The sequence below is a fragment of the Gammaproteobacteria bacterium genome (genome assembly GCA_029884425.1).
In the GTDB taxonomy this organism is placed as follows: domain Bacteria; phylum Pseudomonadota; class Gammaproteobacteria; order S012-40; family S012-40; genus JAOUHV01.
Window position 1 is genome coordinate 1 of the sequence record JAOUHV010000031.1, and the last position, 20975, is coordinate 20975.

General features: G+C 51.8%; 17 protein-coding genes. 8 read left to right on the forward strand and 9 right to left on the reverse strand.

All coding sequences use genetic code 11. The features are described 5' to 3' along the window. Together OEW58_09215 and OEW58_09220 are read left to right on the forward strand one after the other, a co-directional pair. Positions 1 to 1647: DUF11 domain-containing protein (locus tag OEW58_09215; protein MDH5301526.1), on the forward strand; the 1647-nt coding region annotated here is incomplete at its 5' end. Continuing rightward, a complete protein-coding gene (locus tag OEW58_09220; GenBank protein ID MDH5301527.1) occupies positions 1647 to 3938 on the forward strand; it encodes a hypothetical protein in 2292 nt (763 codons plus the stop codon). The genes OEW58_09215 and OEW58_09220, both read left to right, overlap by 1 nt. 33 nt (positions 3939 to 3971) lie before the next feature. Here OEW58_09220 and OEW58_09225 read toward each other — a convergent pair whose 3' ends face one another. Next, positions 3972 to 4319, reverse strand: a complete 348-nt coding sequence (locus OEW58_09225) for a 5-carboxymethyl-2-hydroxymuconate Delta-isomerase (protein ID MDH5301528.1) — start codon at positions 4317 to 4319, stop codon at positions 3972 to 3974. Between the two features lie 118 nt (positions 4320 to 4437). Here OEW58_09225 and OEW58_09230 point away from each other — a divergent pair, with 118 nt between their 5' ends. Further along, on the forward strand, positions 4438 to 5571 hold the full coding sequence (locus OEW58_09230; protein MDH5301529.1) for a methyltransferase: 1134 nt from the start codon (positions 4438 to 4440) through the stop codon (positions 5569 to 5571). Here the strand turns inward: OEW58_09230 and OEW58_09235 are convergent. The 3 genes from OEW58_09235 to OEW58_09245 form a co-directional block, all read right to left on the reverse strand. Then, positions 5546 to 5809, reverse strand: a complete 264-nt coding sequence (locus OEW58_09235) for a GIY-YIG nuclease family protein (protein MDH5301530.1) — start codon at positions 5807 to 5809, stop codon at positions 5546 to 5548. The genes OEW58_09230 and OEW58_09235 overlap by 26 nt on opposite strands. Before the next feature lie 171 nt (positions 5810 to 5980). Continuing rightward, positions 5981 to 9520 (reverse strand): DUF4020 domain-containing protein, encoded by a 3540-nt coding sequence (locus OEW58_09240; protein MDH5301531.1) that lies wholly within the window; start codon positions 9518 to 9520, stop codon positions 5981 to 5983. Positions 9521 to 9709: 189 nt separating this feature from the next. After that, the gene (locus OEW58_09245) at positions 9710 to 10849 is read right to left on the reverse strand and encodes a Fic family protein (protein ID MDH5301532.1); all 1140 of its coding nucleotides are present in this window, start codon (positions 10847 to 10849) and stop codon (positions 9710 to 9712) included. A gap of 298 nt (positions 10850 to 11147) precedes the next feature. Here OEW58_09245 and OEW58_09250 point away from each other — a divergent pair, with 298 nt between their 5' ends. The 5 genes from OEW58_09250 (at position 11148) to OEW58_09270 (ending at position 16125) form a co-directional block, all read left to right on the forward strand. Next, complete coding sequence (locus tag OEW58_09250; protein ID MDH5301533.1) at positions 11148 to 11783, forward strand: DUF2058 domain-containing protein; 636 nt, start codon at positions 11148 to 11150, stop codon at positions 11781 to 11783. Between the two features lie 238 nt (positions 11784 to 12021). Beyond that, entirely contained in the window at positions 12022 to 13485 is a 1464-nt protein-coding gene (locus OEW58_09255; protein ID MDH5301534.1) for a DUF5666 domain-containing protein, read from the forward strand. Positions 13486 to 13531: 46 nt separating this feature from the next. Next, positions 13532 to 14353 carry a DUF6502 family protein gene (locus OEW58_09260; GenBank protein ID MDH5301535.1) on the forward strand — a complete coding sequence of 274 codons (822 nt, stop codon included), beginning with the start codon at positions 13532 to 13534 and terminating at the stop codon, positions 14351 to 14353. A 3-nt stretch (positions 14354 to 14356) separates the two neighbouring features. Continuing rightward, on the forward strand, positions 14357 to 15751 hold the full coding sequence (locus tag OEW58_09265; GenBank protein MDH5301536.1) for a DUF5666 domain-containing protein: 1395 nt from the start codon (positions 14357 to 14359) through the stop codon (positions 15749 to 15751). Between the two features lie 14 nt (positions 15752 to 15765). Beyond that, positions 15766 to 16125 carry a hypothetical protein gene (locus OEW58_09270; GenBank protein ID MDH5301537.1) on the forward strand — a complete coding sequence of 120 codons (360 nt, stop codon included), beginning with the start codon at positions 15766 to 15768 and terminating at the stop codon, positions 16123 to 16125. On the opposite strand, the gene kdsB is transcribed toward OEW58_09270, so the two are convergent. From kdsB to msbA, 5 genes are read right to left on the reverse strand one after another with little or no spacing between them, the layout of a single operon-like run. Beyond that, entirely contained in the window at positions 16122 to 16877 is a 756-nt protein-coding gene (gene kdsB / locus OEW58_09275) for a 3-deoxy-manno-octulosonate cytidylyltransferase (GenBank protein MDH5301538.1), read from the reverse strand. The two genes, OEW58_09270 and kdsB, sit on opposite strands and share 4 nt — an antisense overlap. Next, positions 16877 to 17056, reverse strand: a complete 180-nt coding sequence (locus tag OEW58_09280) for a Trm112 family protein (protein MDH5301539.1) — start codon at positions 17054 to 17056, stop codon at positions 16877 to 16879. Before OEW58_09280 ends, kdsB begins: the two co-directional genes overlap by 1 nt. A 2-nt stretch (positions 17057 to 17058) precedes the next feature. Beyond that, positions 17059 to 18036, reverse strand: a complete 978-nt coding sequence (gene lpxK / locus OEW58_09285; protein MDH5301540.1) for a tetraacyldisaccharide 4'-kinase — start codon at positions 18034 to 18036, stop codon at positions 17059 to 17061. Next, entirely contained in the window at positions 18033 to 19184 is a 1152-nt protein-coding gene (locus OEW58_09290; GenBank protein MDH5301541.1) for a hypothetical protein, read from the reverse strand. The genes lpxK and OEW58_09290 overlap by 4 nt, the downstream gene beginning before the upstream one ends. Beyond that, entirely contained in the window at positions 19177 to 20931 is a 1755-nt protein-coding gene (gene msbA / locus OEW58_09295) for a lipid A export permease/ATP-binding protein MsbA (GenBank protein ID MDH5301542.1), read from the reverse strand. Before msbA ends, OEW58_09290 begins: the two co-directional genes overlap by 8 nt. Positions 20932 to 20975: the final 44 nt, after the last annotated feature.

Genomic DNA, 20975 nt, shown 5'->3' on the forward strand with positions numbered 1-20975 from the left:
ACATTCGCCTCTCAGACTGAACCGGCGGTAAGTCACTTCAATCCCATTGAACCGTTTAATACGGGTCTGTACGTCATCCGTGAACAGGATAAAACCCAGGTCAATCCTGGCGATGCGTTGCAATACCGCATTACCGTGGAAAACACCACCAACCTGGCGATAAACAACATCCAGCTCAGCGAGCTGCTACCAGCGGGATTTCACTACGAAACGGCCTCAGCAAAATTCAATGGCAACCTGATTGTTCCTGATATTTCCAGCAACGGTCGTCAGCTTCATTTCAATCTGGGGACACTAGCTGAAAAAACTCAAGCGCATATCGATTACGTTGTTTCCATTGGCGCCATACACAGCGGAAACTATCTCAGCCAAAGCCAAGCTACAGGCAACAGTGGCAGCATTCAATCCAATATTTCCAAATTGAATGTCACGCTGATTGATGAACTCATGATGGACAAAGCCGTCATTATCGGCCAGGTACACGTACAGGGCAGCAACACGTCAAAAGATACCACTGCAACACTCAAAGGCATTCGTTTTTACATGGAAGACGGCCGTTATGCATTAACGGACGACAAAGGTTTTTTCCATTTCGATCACGTCACACCAGGCAGCCACGTTGTACAACTGGACACAACAACATTACCCGCAGGCTACTCCCTGGTAACGGATGACCTAACCACTCGCCACACAGGCAATGCCGAATCAGAATTGATCGACCTGCAAGAAGGAACGATATGGCGAACCGACTTCAGCATACAGAAAATTCATGACTCAGCATTACCTCAGGAGAAATTAAAAATAACGGAGACTGTCACCGCTGACACCTTCAATCATTCGTGGTTGGCTGATAAAAATGATCAACCTGAATGGTTATTTCCCATACTCAATACTCTGCCCGCAGCGCCTGGCATCGATGTTGTCATCAAACATGGCACTCAACAAACTGTCACTCTCACGCTCAATGGCAAACAGGTTTCAGCGAACAATATTGTCAGCACCATCTCAAACAACAACGGCGCTACCATTACCCGCTGGCAAGGAATCAATCTGGCTGATGGCAGCAACACACTGCAAGCCATCATTTACCAGAATGATCGTGAAATTTCGCGATTAAATTTGATCACCCATCTCTCAACCGCAGCAACCCAAGCCCGCGTGATCAAGGAAAAATCCACGCTATTGGCCGATGGTATAACTCAACCGGTTATCGCAATTCGGTTGACAGACAAAGACGGCTTTCCCGTGCGTCCAGGCAGCAGCGGGGACTATCGACTGGGCCAACCCTATCTGCCGGTACGTGACGACCTGGAATCGCTGGCCAACATGCCTGGCTCTCCCAGCGTACGAGACAAATACACCGTCGGTGACGACGGCATTGCCTACATCAAACTGCAACCCACCACCCATGCCGAAAATGTGAATATCTCGCTCATGCTGGCCAACAACCAGGCAACGCTCGTGGAAGCAAAACTGCACAGTGTCCCTCGCGAATGGATTATTGTCGGCCTCAGCGAAGGTAGTGCAGGCTACCACCAGATTCAACGTCATGTTGAGCCACTGAATGGATCATCATCCGAACACGACCTCTACAGTGATGGTCGTGTTGCCTTTTCGCTCGAGGAAAAATCAAGGGTGAATGGCTGATGACCATGGCTTATGACAGCAACAAACAATCGATCAATACCACAACCAACAACCTGTTTCAGGAGTTCAATCCAAGCAGCTATTACACCATCTATGGTGACAGCGCCTACAACGGCCACGATGCGCCTAGCAGCGATAAAATTTATCTAAAACTGGAAAAAGAAGACTATTACGTCCTGTTTGGCGATTACAACACCGGCATGAACAAAACAGAACTCACCAAATACGATCGCACGTTTACTGGCATCAAATCCCGTTACCAACGCGACGGCGTCGACATCATTGTGTTTAGCAGCGACACCGATCAGATATTTTTAAAACAACAAATTCGTGGTGAGGGTCACAGCGGCCCCTATCGCTTACAAGGAAAAAATATTGCTCTTAACAGCGAGCGTATCACCCTGGAAGTACGCGACCGCTACCGCAGCGAAATCGTGTTGGAAACCCACACACTGACGCGTTACGCCGACTATGACATCAACTACATGGATGGTACGCTTACTTTCCGTGAGCCCGTGTTCAGCGTCAATCCAGATCTCAATCCACAATTCATCATTGTCCGCTACGAATCCATTGATAGCAGCCAAGGCGGAAATATCACTGGTGGCCGTAGCGAAAAACAAGTCAGTGACAACACCCGAATCGGTATCAGCTTCGTCAATGAAGATTACGTCGGCGAAAAATCAACGCTTTATGGCGTGGACATCCAACAACGCATCAGCGAAAACACCCGCCTGCGACTGGAGTCAGCCAATATTTACAGTGAAGAAATTTTTATGTCGCGAAATAAGGATGCTGCAAACTACGTTGAGTTAAATCATCAAAGCAGCCGCTGGAATATCCGCACTTACGCTCGCACCCAAGACGATGGCTTTGGCCTGGGACAGGCCGATATCAGCGAAAATGCCACTAAAAAAGCGGGCATCGACAGCAATTATCGCGCGACAGAAAGAATCAACATCAACACCCAGGCAAATTATCAACAACTCACTCTCTCCCAGGCAGAGCGTTCATTGATCCAAACCGAAGGACAATACCGCTTCACCGGTGGTCATGCCAGTCTGGGCGCGCGCGCAGTTCAGGAATTACCCGCCGACGGCCAGGTGCTGGACACACAGCAAATCACCTCGGGTATTCGCAAAGAATTATTCGACAATAAAATCGCCGTCAAACTTAACCACGATCACAATCTGGGTGACAACAACATCGACTATCCGAACAAAACAGTGAGCGGCATTGATTACAATTTCAGCCGAACCACCACCTTGTTCGTTGAACATGAACTGGCTGACAGCGAGCTTCGCAGCACCCAAAGCACCTTGATCGGTGTCAAAACCTCACCATGGAAAGGCGGCGAAATTTACACTGGCATTCGCCAGCGTCAGGACAACACCAACGAGTCCACCACCGCCAACGCGGCACTCAAACAAAAAATTGTACTCACCAATGCACTCAGCATCAGCTTTGGTATGGAACAATCCAAACTCGTGAGTCAGCACACTGCCGAGCCTATCAATCCCAATGCACCTTACGCAGTGGGTGGCAGCGAAGAATTTACTGCCGTATCCGCCGGTATGACATACGCACCCGGTGGCTGGACATGGTCCGGTCGCGGTGAAGCACGGGTTGCCAGCAGTGAATATCGAGCCTTGCTGCAAAGCTCGCTGAAAACCGCCATCGGCAGCGACCTGACCTTGCTCACCGGTTTGCGCAGCAACTATGCCCAGCAACGACTCATTCGCAGCCATCAAACTGATCATGACCTCAGCCTGGGTCTGGCATATCGTCCCATCAACAGCCGCTGGACCGTGTTTGACAAACTGGCATTGCGCATTGAAGAAAATCGCGGCGAGTTTGACACCGAAGAACAGCGCATTGTTAATTTGCTCAGCCTGAACTATCGCCAGCGTCCTTGGCAAGTCAGCATGCAGTATGGCGCGAAAACCGTTGGCCACACCATCGGCTCACTCAGCTACGATAATGTTGTTGAATTGATCGGCAGTGAATTGCGCCGAGACATTAATCCTCGCTGGGATATCGGCGTGCATGGTCGAGTGTTGCGCGCCAGCCTGCAGCAACAGCAAGACTACAACCACGGCTTTTCCGTGGGACATACTTTCGACAAATACATCTGGCTTAGCACCGGCTACAATTTCAGTGGTTTTGTGGACAAGGATTACTCGCGAAACAACGTCACTCGCGCCGGCCCCTACATCCAGTTCCGCATGAATTTTGATCAACACAGTGTTCGCCAACTTTTCCAGTCCGAACCCGACAGTGATCGTCAGTAACATTCGCTACAGGCAAAATTTATTTTGCTCGCGTTATTCATTCAATGAATGCTTGGCATAACTGCTCGCATCCATGTCGATCACTTCCACCGTTGTCACCACCGCGCCAGGCAAATGAATTTTCAACGCCGCCAGCACTGCCGAGCTTAACTGTTTTTTCTGCTCGGCATTACGCCCCGGCTTGATGCGCAACTGGGCATGAACAAAACCCTGCGCTTCGCCCCCCACCAGATAATGAGCCACCGGCCAGGCGCGCACCTTGATGTGACCAGGTTTGAACAGGGCCGTGGCCTGCACCGCGTCATGTACCGCTGACAACATCGGCCGGATTTGTGCCTCGGGCAGCAATCCCTGGGCATATTCAACAATCACATGGGGCATACGCACACTCGTCTATGATCAAAACGCCAGTGTAGCCAAAAATCCACCGACTCGGCCAACCTTTGGCGACACCGGCAAATTGGCTTACACTACGCGCAGTTTTCACCGGACCCCGATCATGTCGACATTGTGCGTGCCTCAAGGCGATTTTGCTCTGCAGCGTTTTCCGCATCACCCCAAGGACAACTTGCGCGCCTGGGATGCGGCCGACGAATACCTGTTGCAACAAATCGCCGATGAAAACCGGCTGCGCGACGGTGTCCGAATCCTGATTCTCAACGACAGTTTCGGAGCCTTAGCCGTTGCCCTGTCCCACTGGCAGCCAACCATCCAGTCCGATTCGTGGCTGGCTCATGCAGGCATACGCGATAACCTGCAACTCAACGGGCTGGCCGCTGAGGGTGTGCGATTGCATCACAGCCTGGCGCAGCTGGGTGGCCCGTTTGATCTGGTGCTGATGAAGCTGCCGCACAATCAATCCATGCTGGAAGACCAACTGCATAGGCTGCGCGATGTGGTCAGTGCGGAAACGCGCATCATCGCTGCGGACATGGCCAAGCAAATTCACACGTCGACGCTGCAGTTGTTTGAAAAAATTCTCGGCCCAACCCGTACCTCGCTGGCGCGCAAAAAAGCACGGCTGATTTTCTGTGAGAAAGACGAATCATTGCAGCCCGGCCCAAATCCCTACCCAAAAAGCTACCTGCTGGATGGAACCAGACACCTGATTTTGAATCACTCCGGAGTATTCTCGCGGGAGAAACTCGACATCGGCAGCCGTTTTTTTCTTGAGCACCTGCCTGTCATGCCGGAAGCAAAACACATTGTCGATCTGGGTTGCGGCAACGGCGTAGTCGGTCTGATGGCGGCAGAAAAAAATCCGCAGGCGAATCTGATTTTCAGCGACGAATCATGGATGGCGATGGCTTCGGCGCGCGCCAATTTCGAAACGGCCTTTGCAGGTAAACGGCAGGCCGAGTATCGCTGGACCGATTGCCTGAGCGGCGTGGCGGAGAACAGCGTGGATTTGGTGCTCAACAATCCCCCCTTCCACCAGCAAACCGTGGTCGGCGACTTCATCGCCAAACGCATGTTTCGCGATGCCAGGCAGGCATTGCGTCCCGGCGGTCAGTTATGGGTGATTGGCAACCGCCATCTGGGCTATCACGTGATACTGAAAAAACTGTTCGGCAACGTCCACACCGTCGCCAGCAATCCCAAATTTGTCATTCTGCAGGCAAGCAAACCTTAATCAACCGTTCCTTGGCTGGCCGACTCAGCCGCTTGATCTGTGCCTCACGGATACTGGCGGCAGAGCGATCTGCACATGCCTCGTGGTACACCAGCGCCACTGGCCGACGACTGCGGGTATAACGCGCGCCCAACGCGCTGTCGTTGTGTTCCTGCAACCGACGCTGCAGATCGGTGGTAATGCCGGTGTACAGACTCTGATCCGCACAGCGCACCATGTACACGAACCAATCGCTCATCTGCTCTCCCGCCCAAAACCGACAGTCTGCCACGCCGCGCCACTGGAAAACGGCCTTGAATCGATTGATGATCGAGTTCGAAGACCGCTTGAAGGATGTCGTTTAATTCCAGCAGTTACACAGAATTATTTACAGGGTCGGGGAAAAGGATCCAAACTCCCCATTGCCCCCTCAGATAATCCCCAACCCTTGAGCAGTCCCCTGCAACTCGGCCCATACATCAGGATCAACCTTGTCTTCAGGGAGCCTTTGAATCACTTTATCAAACCCGTAGTAAACGTATTTAGGGCTGCCTGTCTTCATCAATAATACAAGGAGTTTCGCGACGTCATTTGGATAGCGCTCATCTAAATTTTCCTTCATCAAATCGTGTCCAACTGACAGGTGTTCAAAAGGGGACAACGGCAATTTTCCAGCAATACGCACTGCTTCGGGGAAAATCGCTTTCAGCCGTAATGGCCACTCCAGCATCACGTTGACTTCGCCACTCGTTAGCGCTTTCGGTATACCGTGGATACGACCCTCCCAGTAGCTTTTCAACCACTTTCCCCACAGTTCTGCTTGCTGTTCTTCGTTCAACCCTCTAAGTAAATGGCCGACATGTCGGGCAAAGTTTCGCCAGTCTTCCTCTTCGCCCCCCTTATAGAAGGCTGGAATAGCCTCTTTCAGCGGATCGTCCAAGTAAAAAATAACCAGTACAGCGAAAAACTCTGCAAAGCGATCTCTGTAGCTAGCGAGTTCAGTATTGAGACAAGCTGCAGCCTTAAGGAAGAGCGGATGAAGAACATCGAATACCCTTTGGTTCAGACGGCCCCAACTCAGAAAACCATCCCAACTCTGCTGCATCCGCAAAGAATTGTTGTCTCTATCAAAACAAGGCAATAACTCTCTTTCCGTCCACGCATGATCAATCGACAGAAAGTATGAAAACTGACTTGCTATAACTGTTAGGGCGACTCCACTTGCTGGAGTATGCTCGTGAAGGACCCGTTCTAAAATCTTCGAGTATTGATCAGGTAATGATTCCGGCTTCTCCTTCTGGGCTTTCCACCATAGGCTAAGCCCGTGCACCCAAAATTCGGCCAAAATGCCGGCAGGGCTATTGATCGCGAAAAGTAACCAATCATCTTTTTCCTCGGGATATTCCTCAACACTCACATGAGGCCAGAGCAACATTGCGACTTCGTGTGCTTGGTTCAAATAACCCACAGCATTCAGCTTTCCGTCACCTTCGACCAACGCATATAAACATCGGGAAATATCGTAAGAGAAGCGAGGAAAAAGCCTTTCATCGGCCAGCCAATGCAACGAATCTGCGCGATAATCTTGATTGTCAGGCCAATCTTTCCATGCATCAATCAAAGCCCCCCACAGATCAGACTGCCATTCATCTTTATCAGCAAGCTCTTTTGCTAGAGAAGTACCCCATGGTGGGTTGTTTTTCACCGCTTCAGACAGCGTCTGACACATACCTCTTCTGTCTGGGCCTCGAAACTCATTCCCCTTAAAAGAAAGTAATTGTTCAAACCATTCAGACGCAGAACGCGCAAGGAGTTCATTTACTGACCACGGACTGACTGGACCAACCCATTCTCCACCTGATTTCCAATACGTAAAATCCTGATGCTCACTAGGTTGCAGATCAGGAAATTTTTCAGCAAGAGCGTTTAACTCATTTTCTAGAAGCTCGCATTCTGGGTCGGCTTTTCGAAGCCAATCAAGCCAATTGAACTTCACATACGCAGCCCGTTCTTCTAGGGCCCCTGTTTCAGGATTGGGCCATTCATATGCTAGAACTTCTTTGACAAGGCGCCCACGGGAATCTGCATCGAGTTTCGGGTAAATCAATCCCATCAACCGGAATATTTCATGGTGTGATGGCACTTCATGAAGATTCATTTCATTCAGAAAAATATCTAGTTTTGCCTCAGCATCGATATCTCCTCTTTCTGCAAGAAAGTGAACGCAAAGCCTACGAAATAAAGGAACCTCTGAATTACAGTGTTTCAGGAAAAAGCTGTGCGCGTAGAGAAGTTTCGTTTCTCCCAAGCTTTCCAAACAGTCACGAGCTACATTGATCAACACATCTTCAGCATCTTGAATGCGGTCTTGCTCATGAGGCTCAATAGCTGACCTTCCATAAGACATGCGATCCCAGTTCTCATCAGACTTCCCCCATAGCCACAAAATGCGATGAATCCGTTCGATCTGATAAACAGACTTGTCAAGCAACGAAATAGCAACTTCATGGAGAATGGGTTTGAGATGTTTTTCGTAGAACTCATTTAAGCACCAATGATCCCCATTTATTTTGTACTCAATATCAAGCTTTAACGTCTCATTGCTGATTTCTTCATCCTCATGCCAGTTGAACTCCTTTTTTACCTTTAACCGACATTCAACAAGTTTGATAAACAATTCGATTAGGCACTTAGAATTGCCCGCTTCAGAACAGCGTTCCCCCAATAGACCAATTACGAAATCATCCGAAACAGTCGGATAGGCAGACAAGAGCACTGAAACCCATTTAGCTAGAGTTTCGGGAGAAAAATGATCAGACGATTGCTTATCCATCCCAATCTCTTGACCCAAAATCCACCAAAAGTAGTTATTGACCTTCAGGCCGTGATTGGCAATAACTAGTATCAACTCATTAGGAAACTGGTACGCATAATTTTTTGCCAGCCAGTTTGCCAATACTTGGTCTCTCTCATTGAGTTTGCCGTCAAGGAATAGGTTATCCAGCACTCCCCGGCTATCTAGCCAACTCAACCAGTCCTTATCGGATGCAGTGTTAGTGAAAAATCGAACTTTCTTTTCGTCAGACAATGCATCGAGAATTTGGTGTTCACTCTCCTCATCTTGCGGAGGCTTTACAGCTGCTAACCCAGTTAACTCGCGTTTCCAATCCAGCATTGTCCGAGATAAATAGTTAGCCAGCTGTTCAATGCCGCTACAGAGCACTGTATAATCGCGTTTGCCGGGTTTTGGGAACGAAATAGGCTCAATGCCACGTGCCAGCCACTCTCCCTGTTCAACATCCTCACCGATTAGCGTAAATCGCTGGCCGACAGTGCTTTCAGGTAGGGCGCGCGAAAGATATTCTAAAACAATATCTTCATGGCTGTAGCCGACGAACAAGACCGTGTAGGTGCGAAAAAGGTCTACAAGAAATCGTCGTGCCCATCCTTCGGTCAAGTAACCTCGCCCAAAGTCCGCATCTGTGACCACCATTCCCCTAATATGGTCCAGATGTCCATGCACATGGACGATTCCGGCAAAATCGGATCCCAATGGCAAGGCAGGTGATCGGTATATATCTGGTAAGTTGCCAAATTGAGCCATCGCCGCCTCTTCGAACAACGAATCAAAATTCGTTGTAACGATACGTACCAAATCGTGTTTCGAGAACAAACGCACTAGATTGGTGTGGAGAGGAGCAAAATGACCAGAAGGAAGCGTCAGTGAATTAGATACGCGCTCATGGACGGCAACACCGCTTCTTAACAAACGACCCAGAAACCTATCGGTAGGCTCGTTTTCGTTCCTTTCTTCGCCGCTTCCTGCGGCAACTATTTTGGCAAGTCGGTTGAAATCTGGGAGATTTGCTGGCTCCCCCATTGATACGCCCGCACCAGCAAAGACAACACATTTACCAGCACGTAAACTCGCTATCAGCTCATCAGGAAAGTTGATCGAATTGAACTGCATGGAAATTCCTTTGTGTTATTCCGATCCAAACCCCAGATTATCTATACAAACTATACGCAACTTGAATTTTGATCCTGTGTTAGCCGAGAGTGCCAATTTGCATTAATCAATTCAACTAATTCTAAGGCGGCTCCCACGACATATCTGCCGTTGGAAGTGGACGCTCTGAAGGACGGCACCGGATCGCCCTCAGCCATCTACATCAACACACCCAGGCCACAACTGATTTTTATCATCCAGTCTCACGACACCTAACTCACGCAACTTTATTAAATCACGTTGCTTGGTTTTATCCGTCAGCTTCACATACAGACCCAGATACCAGGGAGACTTTCTTAAATCGGCAAGTAATACTGGTTTGCCCGATGCCATGATTTGGCTGACGATGGCATACTGTCTGGGATTGATTATTTTTTCATCGCTCAAGCGCTTTACTTCATTCTCAAACAGAATCAACCCAATGAGTGCATTTACCCGGTCGTGCAGGCCGTTGATGCTGGCCAGCATACCTTCCAGGAAAAAGGCAACGAAGTCTGTATTTGGCGCCTCAGCCTTTTTCTCGGTCTGCTTTCGGGTGGTATTGAACAGTGTGAAATAAGCGTGAATGTGTTCAAAGTAATAACGTGCCTGGGCAAAAGGGGCGTACTTGTAGCCTTCTGCCTGAAGCAGGGTTGCCTCTAACACCCGGCCCACACGACCATTGCCATCCCAGAAGGGATGAATCAGCTCGTAATAAAGATGTACCAGCGGTGCCCGAATTAAAACTGGCACCCCCTGCGCTGCCAATTGTTGGTGCCACTCGATAAGAGCATCCAGCAGTCGCTCAACGTCTTTTCCATACTGAGGGGGCTTATAGACACCGCCATGCTCCTGATTCCCTACCCGGGTAACTACATCCTTGGGATTATCTCTAAGCACTCCTGGCCGGTTGTGCTGATCGGGAATCTGGTCAGTGACTGCGGCGTGGATTCTCTGAATAAACCCCACATTTAGCTGCCAACCAGATTCGGCGGCAGCCTGCTGGGCCAGTTCATAGGCACTTTTGAGATTGATGGCGCGACGCTGTTCAACGTCCTGCACCTGGGCTGGCATGAGGTCCAGCGCTTCTTCAGTCTCCTCGACAGAAAGAGTGCCGCCCTCAATGGAGTTGGTGCCAAAGATACTGCTGACGACAACCTCTTTTTCCAGTCGATTGGCCACCTGGGACAAAGGCGAGCTTTTAAAGCGCTTATGGGCATCATTCACGCGCAGCAACAGGCTTTCCAACGCAGCCATATCCACGCCAACCTGGAAGACAAATGGGCCGAAACGATCGGTTTCCACCCTCATTTGGGGACTATTATCCTCTGGCACGAAAAAAGTCTCGAAAAATGTCCACTGAAAAAAATAAAATTACTATTTTAATTCAATATGTTAAATAAAATTAATACGACACAGTGTCGTATTTAATGTCCACTCAGCATACCTTGTGTACTGGGTAATTGCCATCATTACCAGGATTTAACGCTGAACCTTGATTCGAACCCTGGGAAGGTCGCCCTTCAACGGCTCTGAAGGCCAGCGGCGGGCATTTCGGCTCACACGCTGCTATAATCGCCGCATTTTTTAACCAGCGGAGCACTTAACCGTGAGCATTTCCATCAAAGATCAGCTGTTGCGTGCCGGTCTGGTCACAGAAGAACGAATCAAAAAAGCGGAAGAAAAGCCCCAGCGCAAGCCGCAGCCCAAGAAAAAGCCCGCGCAACCCCACAAACGTCGCCCCGTGGCCGCCAAACCCAAAGCCGCCCCTGCGCCGGTCGAACCCGTACTCAGCGCTGAAGAGCGTGCAGCCGCCAAGGCCCTAAAACAAAAGCTGCGTGAGTTTTTGCGTGAACATCGCCTGAACAAAAACCAGGTCGATGACGAGGTTAAACAGGCGCTGGGCAAAACCGACGCCCCGGCTGAGGCAGACAACGGCGAAAGCCCTCCCCCGCCTGCGGCCCCGACCGGCCCGGTGGCAGATATCAAGTATTATTTTCAACTGCAAGGCCGCGCCCACCACCTGTACCTGACGGCGGAACAGCGCCAGGGCGTCATTGCCGGCGAGTTGAGCATTCTGGTGCGCAATGAACGCTATTACCTGCTAACCGCTGCCGACCTGGCCACCGCTCGCGAAATGGCACCGGAATCGGTCGTTTTCACCGCCACAGACAGCGACAGCGAAACCACCGATGCCGACGATCCCTACGCGGCCTTTCGGATACCGGATGACCTTCACTGGTAATAACTCTTTGAAATAGATAGTTTTTCCCAAAAAGCCTGGCTCAGTCCAGGCTTTTTGCGTTGTGACGCCATTCAAAATTTTCAACAAATTTCCTCAAGAACATACTGGACAGGACGTTATTTTGGGATATTATTCCCAAATGAGAGATTCATTGGGATTAATTTCCCAAGAATTTTTCTTCTTGGCCGATAACAGAAGTGAGACGACAGCACAGCCGCACAACCTTAGGAGATTCACCATGAAAAACCGTACTTTCAACTACAGCATGACCGCCCTTTCCGTTGCCCTAGCCCTGGGCCTGACCGGCTGCCTTGGCGGCTCCGACGACAAACCACTGGATACCACCCTGCCCACCCCCAAAGTGACACAAGGCGTGATCACTGGCTTTGGTAGTGTGTTCGTCAATGGCGTGGAGTATGAAACCGATGTTGCCTCTATCAACGTAGATGGTCTTGCCGGTAACGAAACCCAGCTGAAACTGGGCATGGTGGTCAAACTCAAAGGCTCGGTCAATGCCGATGGCTCCACCGGCAACGCCCTGAGCGTAGATTTTGCCGATAACCTGGAAGGCACGGTAGCTGCCAACAACATCGGCATCGACAACACGCTAACCGTCATGGGTCAAACCGTCACCATTACCGCAGACACCGTGTTTGAAAGCTCAGTTGCAGGTCAACTCTCCCCCGCTGACATCGCAGCCGGCAACATTGTTGAAATCAGCGGTTTCACCAGCGGCGACGGCAATATTTTCGCCACTCGCGTGGAAGTGAAAAAACAGGCCCATGTACAGGGTGATGAAATCCAGTTGAAGGGGCTGATCAGCATGCTAGACAGCACTGCAAAAACCTTCAAATTGGGCGGAATGACCATCGACTATAACCAAGCTGCAGAAGTTCCTGCTGTAATCGCGAACGGTTTGTACGTCGAAGCCAAAACCACTTCCGCACCTGCCGGCAACACCTTCGTCGCCAGCAAAATCGAAGTGGAAGGCAATGGCGAACTGGGTGTCGAAGTCGCTGAAAATGAAGACATCGAATTGTCCGGTATGATTACCAGTGTCGGCACTCCTTCTCTCGATGGCCTGAGCGTTGATTTCACCATCAATGGTCAGTTGGCCAAACTGGTGGTTGAAGAAGCCGGCAAAATGGCGGAAGAATCAGCCAAACTGGTAGTAGGCGCTAAAGCCCGCATCGAAGGCAAGGGCGACGCCACTGGCGTGCTGATCGTCAACGAAATTGACTCCGGTATGGGCGACAGCGATCTGGAAATCAAAGGCTTTGTCGACAGCGTTGACGTTGCCAACAAGTCCGTCACCATCCTGGGACAAACCATTTATCTCACCAATAACACCATGGTGAAAGATGATCTGGATGTGGGCGCACAACGCTACTTTGGCGTGGATGATTTAGTGAATGGTGACTGGATTGAAGTGAAGCTGGCCATTGACGCAGCCACAGGAAATCTGGTGGCACTCAATATGAAACGCGATGACGCCAGCGGCAACACGGAAGAGCTGAAAGGCAAAATCGTCGACAATACCACCACGCTAGGCCACATGATCATCGGTGATGCCTCTCTGGCCCCTACGATGAATTTGGATGTGTTGTCTAATGCTACCGGCTTTGCTGCCGGGGACAAGGTAGTCATTACCGTCACCGAAAACGGCGGTGTACTGACTGCAACTAATGTTATCCTAGACTAATCTGCAAACGAGGCATGGGGGAGTTTCGACTCCCCCTGTTTTAAAGATGAGCGACGATAAACAAAAAATTCTTCACTCCGCCCTGGCAAAGCTGCTGACCCCACTGGTTCGGCTGATGCTTCGCAACGGCGTGACACACGGCGTGTTTGAAGAAATCGCACGCAAAATCTACGTGGATGTGGCGGAAAAAGATTTTTCGCTGGACGATAAAAAGCAAACCACGACCCGTATTTCCACCATCACCGGTTTGAATCGCAAAGAAGTGGCCCGTCTGCAACAAATGGACGCCAGCAATGCTGATTACTCACTGAAAGAACAACACCGCGTTGCCCGCGTTATCTTCGGCTGGATCAACAATCCCAGCTATCTGCAACTGGACGGTGATCCCAAACCCCTGAGCTTCGACAAAGACGAACTCAACTTTTCTACCCTGGTCAAACAATACAGCGGCGACATGACACCGCGCGCAATCTTTGATGAACTGAATGCAAAAGGCGTCATCCAGATCGACGATGACGGCCTGATCCACCTGCTGCAACGCGCCTACATTCCCACCACCAGCGAAGTCGACAAACTGAAAATTCTGGGGGTGGATGTCAACGGCCTGATCAGCACCATTGACCGCAACATTTACCAATCCGAGAAAGAGCCGTTCTTCCAACGCAAGGTCTACTACGACAACCTGCCTGAAGAAGCCCTGCCGCTGATCAAAAAATTGATCGCCAGTCGCAGCCAGGCGCTGATGGAAGAAGTTAACCGATTAATGGCCGAATATGACCGCGACGCCAACCCCAACAGCCAGGGGACAGGTCGCAAGGCCGCCGGCCTTGGTATTTTTTACTTTGAAGATGACTCCCAGGAGAAATAGACCATGAACGCCTTACGCCTTCTCCCCCTTCCCCTGTTGTTGGCCGCGTTGTTAAGCGGTTGCGCCGGCGGTGGCGAAACCGGCACCGGTCTGACCCCAACGACCGAGCCTGTCGTTTCCCTGGGCGCCATCACCGGTTTTGGCAGTGTTTATGTCAACGGTGTGCATTTCCAAACCACCGGTAGCAGCGTCAGCCTCAATGGTGCCGGCGCCAACGAAACTGAGCTGAAAATCGGCATGGTGGTCAAAGTACGCGGCAAGATTGATCCCGACGATCCATTAACCGGCGTTGCCAGCGCGGTTGAATATGACAACGAACTCAAAGGCGTAGTAACCGCTACCACCCTGGATCTCAACAACGTCGGTACCATTACCGTCATGGGACAAGTGGTCACCATCGATAATCAAACCCAAATCGAAGGCGCGCTTTCAATCGCCATCAACAACGTAGTCGAGGTCAGTGGCTACGCCGATGGTCTGGGCAACATTCACGCGACTTTGGTTGAGGTTAAGAGTGCCAGCTATACCGCCGGCGAAGAAATTGAACTGAAAGGTACCGTGAGTTTGCTAAGTCCAACCGCTAAAACTTTTAGTATCGGATCGCAGACAATCAGTTATGGCGGCATTGGCAACGTTACACTGCAAGATGGGGCCTTGGTCGAGGTTAAGTCCACCAGTGGCTTTAGCGGCGGCGTGCTGATCGCCAATCGCATTGAAGTGAAAAGTGCCAGTGGTCGCGAATTTGAAGGCAAGGATGGCCAGGAACTGGAACTGGAAGGCATCATCAGTGCGGTTAGCGTTTCTCCAGCACCTCCTAGCTTTACCGTAAACGGCTACACCGTGCTGGTGCAGGACACCACACCGTACACCGTGGGCGCACGCATCGAAGTTAAAGGCAAGTTCGATGGCAATGGCAACCTAGTGCTGGAAAGCGCCGAGCAACACATTGAGGCCGATCTGGACATCAATGGCCGTGTCGCGCTCAATTCGTCTATCCCCAGCGCTATCACAGTGTTTGGCAAAGATTTCATCATCAATAACCAAACCATCATGAACGACAATCGCGATCAGGGGGGTTACACGCCCGAACATTATTTCGATATCAAAAAACTAGGTAACGATGATCGGGTGGAACTGAGCGCCTACCAGCAACCCAGCGGTAGCTGGATAGTGACTCGTTTGGATCGCATCAACGACAGCGCTGACCCGCTGCTGATACACGGCATCATCACCGCTACCAACGATCCGATCACTCCGACCACGCTGACAATCAAAAACAGCTTTGTCATCGACATTTCAACCGTTGCCGCCCAGCTGAGTGGCAAAACCGTGGGCGATGAGATTAAAGTTGAGATTAACGTCGTCGGCAACAATCTGGTCGCCACCGCGATTCACTAACACGGAAAAGACCAATGGCCAAGCAGCGTATCAAACGGGAAATTTTTGTCAGCGAAGTGGCCGATGAGTTTTTGAAAAAAATCCGCGAGGATGGCGGTGACGACATGGCTTTCGCCGGCATTTTGTTTGAAATGGCGATTCAGATGGTGCGCACTGGCCACATCCGCTGGAACGCGCACGGTTTTGAGTGCACCACCGACAAGGGCGTGGTTACCATCAACATCGCCCAAGGTAATGCACCCCCTGCCGACAAACCAGCGACACCGGTGGCCACCAACAAATCCCCCTCGCCGCTAGCCGATATCGCCAAATCCATGAAAGCCGGTGCCAGCAAGCCTGCAGCACCGGCAGACAAGAAAAAACTCGACGACTAGGCCGTGGCCAGAATTTTCTGCACCGCGCGCAAATCCGCCTCGGTATCCACTCCCGGGCCGGGACGTTTTATTGCCTCAGCCACATGAATGCGTTCGCCGTTAAACAGCACCCGCAACTGCTCCAGTGACTCGGTCGTTTCCAGCACACAGGCCGGCCAGGTCACAAACCGCCCCAGAAAACCGGCACGATAACCATACAGACCAATGTGACGGAAGTGCGGCGAATTCGCGGCCAGCGACTCGGTAGGAAACTGGTCACGATTCCACGGAATCGGCGCGCGACTGAAATACAGCGCATAGCCCTGGGCATCAAACACCACTTTCACCACATTCGGGTCAAACAATTCTTCGGCGCTGGCCACGCGAGCACACACGGTGGACACGCTTGCTGCCGGACGCTGCAACAGATTGTTGGCCACCTGATCAATCACCTCGGGCGGCATCAGGGGTTCGTCACCTTGCAGATTCACCACCACACGATTTTCGTCATATCCCTGTTGCTTCACCACTTCAGCCAGGCGGTCGGTGCCGGTCGCACAGTTCACCGAAGTCATGCACACCGGCGCGCCAAAACCACGTGCAACTTCGGCGATGCGATCATCGTCAGTGGCGATGATAATGTCGTCTGCGCCGGATTTTTTGGCGCATTCAAACACATGCTGCACCAGTGGCTTGCCGTGGATATCACGCAGCGGCTTGGCTGGCAGACGCGTCGAGGCATAGCGGGCAGGGATGACGATGGAGTAGCTCATCAGACTTCCTCGTCGGCTGGCAGCTCACGCGCCTCTTCTTCCAGCATCACCGGAATATCGTCGCGGATGGGAAAAGCCAGTCGGTCGGCCTTGCAGATCAGCTCTTTTTCCGCCTTTTTGTACACCAGCCGACTTTTGCAAATCGGGCAGACCAGAATATCAAGCAGTTTGGGGTCCATGACTAATCCTTCATTTTTTGAGCTAACAGCGCGAGCAGGGACTCGCGGAAATTCTCCGGCAACTGCGCCTGAATCGAAACGGCCCACAGGTTGTCGGTGGCGAATGTCAGGCATTTTACCGCATCTTTCTCGGTCATGAGTACCTCGCCCGAGGTCGGCAAATCCGTTGACTGATAGGCGTGATGATCCGCGAACGGCTGGCGCGAAATCGTCAGTCCCTGGCTCTCCAACTGCTGGAAAAACCGCTCAGGATGACCAATACCCGCCAGCGCATGCACCGGCCCGTCAAAGCTGTCGATACTGCGCAACACATGCGGATGGGTAAGCTGCCAGGCGCCGCCCATCTGCAGCCGCATACTCACTTCACCCTTGGCGCGGCTGCCGTTGTTGATGACAAAATCAACCTCGTCCAGGCGCGAGGCCGGCTCGCGCAGGGGCCCTGCCGGCAGGCAACGACCATTGCCCAAGCGCCGCTGACCATCCACCACAACCAGTTCAATATCGCGTTCCAGCGCATAGTGCTGCAAACCGTCGTCAGCGATGATCACATCAACCTTGTACTGCGCCAGCAGGTGCTGGGCGGCGCGGCTGCGTTTGGGGTCGACCACCAGCGGCACACCCGTGCGTCGGGCAATCAACAGCGGCTCATCACCACACTCGGTCACGGCAGTGGTCGCGCGCACTTTCAGTGGATACTGCGCCGCCCGTCCACCGTAGCCGCGACTGATCACCCCAGGCTTGTAGCCGGCATCGCGCAACATTTCCACCAGCCAGATCACCAGCGGCGTCTTGCCACTGCCGCCCACGCTGATATTGCCGACCACCAGCACCGGCACCGGCGCACGATAGCTGCGCAAATGCCCCTGTCGATACAAACGTCGACGGGTCGTCGCCACCGTGCGGAAAACCGGCTCGAGCATGCGCGCCCATAACGGCGGCTGCGTATCTTTTTGGTACCAGCGCTGTTCCAGCGAACTCACCACTCATACACCCTGTTCAACAAATCATCCAACATCGATTCCGCGGCACGGCGCTGCTGCCAAAATAATTTTCGACAGGCATCGCCCTGCTGGCGCGCCACAAATGGCGACTGCATCAACCCCTGCCAGGACGCCAACAACCCGGCGACATCGGCGATGCGTTCAACCGTCACCGGCAACAGCAGCGACGGCGATGCCGTACATACCGCTCCACCTGCCAGCGCCTGCCACAATTCTTCACTGCGCAACAAATGCTGCGCTGTCACCGAGACACTCAGCGGCGCCAGCCAGCGCGCTTCATCCACCACCACGATTGAACCCGGCGCTATCGCTTGTCGCCGCCAATGACTCAAGCGCTCGCTATGCAATCCAAACGATTGCGTGATCTGATGCAGGGCTTCCGCATCATTCCAGTTCGCCGGCGTCAAACACAGCAACGATTGCTCGGCCAGCGAACTCGCCTGCCACTGCGCCAATATGTCCGGCGCGTCCGTCACATCAATTCCGTTCATCGCCCACAGTGGCATGTCGAGATGCTCACCGCGCACAATGCCGGCAAAACTGGGCTCCACCTGCTGCTGCACCAGCATGGTGTACGCATCTGCTGCCAGTGCAAACAACTGCCCCGGCGGTAAATCATTCGCGTTCAACGGATAACAAATTTCTACGCCGGGCATGGCCGGCATGGGATGCTGCTGAAACAACACAACGTGTTCCACCAACAATGGCAACAGGCGCAAAAAATTTTCGCCCGGCGTATCACCGACCGCAATGACGCCGTGGGGTTTTAAATTTTCAACCATGCGCTGAATTGATGCTGGGCGATCACAACACCCATAGCCCACGGCGATTTTACGCAAGCCCTTAAAACGCGGCGCGTAGATCTCTGGCAAATCCTGTTCAAACGTCAGCACCAATCGCACATCCTGGCGGCGATGACGAATTGCAGCGAGCAACTCTGCCGCCAGCAACACCGAACGAGATGACGCACCGGCACGCAGCCAAATCAATTTGCCGCGACCTTCTGCCGGTTTCACCCAGCCCCAGCGGGCATTGGCGCGCGCCTGTTGCCCAGCCCAGCGATCGCGCACATCCTGCAACCATAACGCAGGATAGCTGGCACCATAGGCGGCAGAAGAATCAACCATGGCCAAACTGAATGCGATGCAAATTGGCGTAATGGCCGTTGCGCGCCATCAGTTCCTGATGCGTGCCTTGCTCCACTGCCACGCCATTATCCATCACCACAATCTGGTCGACATTTTCGATGGTCGACAAACGATGCGCGATCACAAACGTAGTGCGGTTTTTCATTAACTGTTCAAGCGCTGCCTGAATATGGCGTTCGGATTCTGAATCCAGCGCCGACGTCGCTTCATCCAAAATCAAAATCGGCGCGTCTTTCAAAATGGCGCGGGCAATTGCCAAGCGCTGACGCTGACCACCGGACAACAACACACCGTGCTCGCCCACCTGGGTATTCAAACCATCAGGCAAATCCTTGATGAAATCCCAGGCATAGGCAGCCTTGGCCGCCTCGATGATTTGTTCTTCAGTCGCCGTTTCCAGTCGACCATAGGCGATGTTGTGCGCGATGGTGTCGTTGAACAAGGTAATATCCTGACTGACCAACGCGATGTGCTTACGCAGTTCATCCATACGCAAATCGTTAATGTTGATACCGTCGATACTGATCACCCCGTTTTCCAGGTGATAGAAACGCGGCAACAAACTCACCAACGTGGATTTACCACTGCCGGAACGACCAACAAAGGCGACTGACTTGCCCGATGGCACACTGAAATTCACGCCTTTGAGCACTTCGCCTTTGTCGCTGTCATAACTAAAACGAACATTCTCGAACCGCACATCGCCACGCACCTGCGCCAGCGTTTGTGTGCCACGATCGATTTCTGCTTTTTCTTCAAGCAACCCAAAAATACTTTGCGCTGCGGCAACACCGCGCTGCAACACTACGTTCACCGTGGTCAGTCGTTTTAACGGTGGAAACAACATCAGCATCGCCGAAATAAACGACATGAACGTTCCCACCGTCATCACTTCTTCGCCGGGGCGGGTGGACAAATAAATAATCAGCGCCAACAGCAACGCTGCCACCAACTGCACGAAGGGCACATAGGCCGACTGCGTGCTGACGATTTTCATAAACTGCTTGCGATTGTACTCATTGGCTTTATCAAAGCCTTGGCGCTCGTAATCCTTGCCGCCAAAAATTTTGACCACGCGCTGCGCTTCAATCGCTTCCTGGGAAATTTCCGTCACATTCCCCATGGAATCCTGCAAACGGCGCGAATCACGTCGTACCCGACGATTAATGCTGGCCACCATCACCGCCATAACCGGGCCGATGATTAAAAACACCAAGGTCATTTCCCAGCTGAGATAAAACATCCAGCCGATCAAACCAATCAACACCAAACTGTCCTGAATGATAATGGTCAACGCCCGGCTGGAGGCATCGCTGACTTGCTCGGCATCATAAATAATTTTGGAAATAATTTGCCCGGACGCATTTTTGTCATAGAAGCGGGTGGGCAACAGCAGCAGATGATCAAAAATTTCGCTGCGCATATCCTTGACCACATGACGCCCAACCCACGACATCAAATAACTGGTCGCAAAGCTGCCGATACCACGCACCAGAAAAATACCGATCAACGCCAACGGAATCACGGTGATCCAGAACGGATCTTTCTCGACAAATGTGCCATCGAGCATGGGTTTGATCAGTGCGGCAAATCCAACTTCTGTGGCTGCCACCATCGCCATGCCGATGATCACAATGATGAATGCTTTCCAGTAGGGTTTGACATATCCCAAAAGACGGCGGTAAACCGCTTTGCCGTCGTTTAAATCAATAGGCTTTTTTGACATAGTGTATTTTTTGGCTCATGCGCGCATGATCTGCGCGGCAAAAA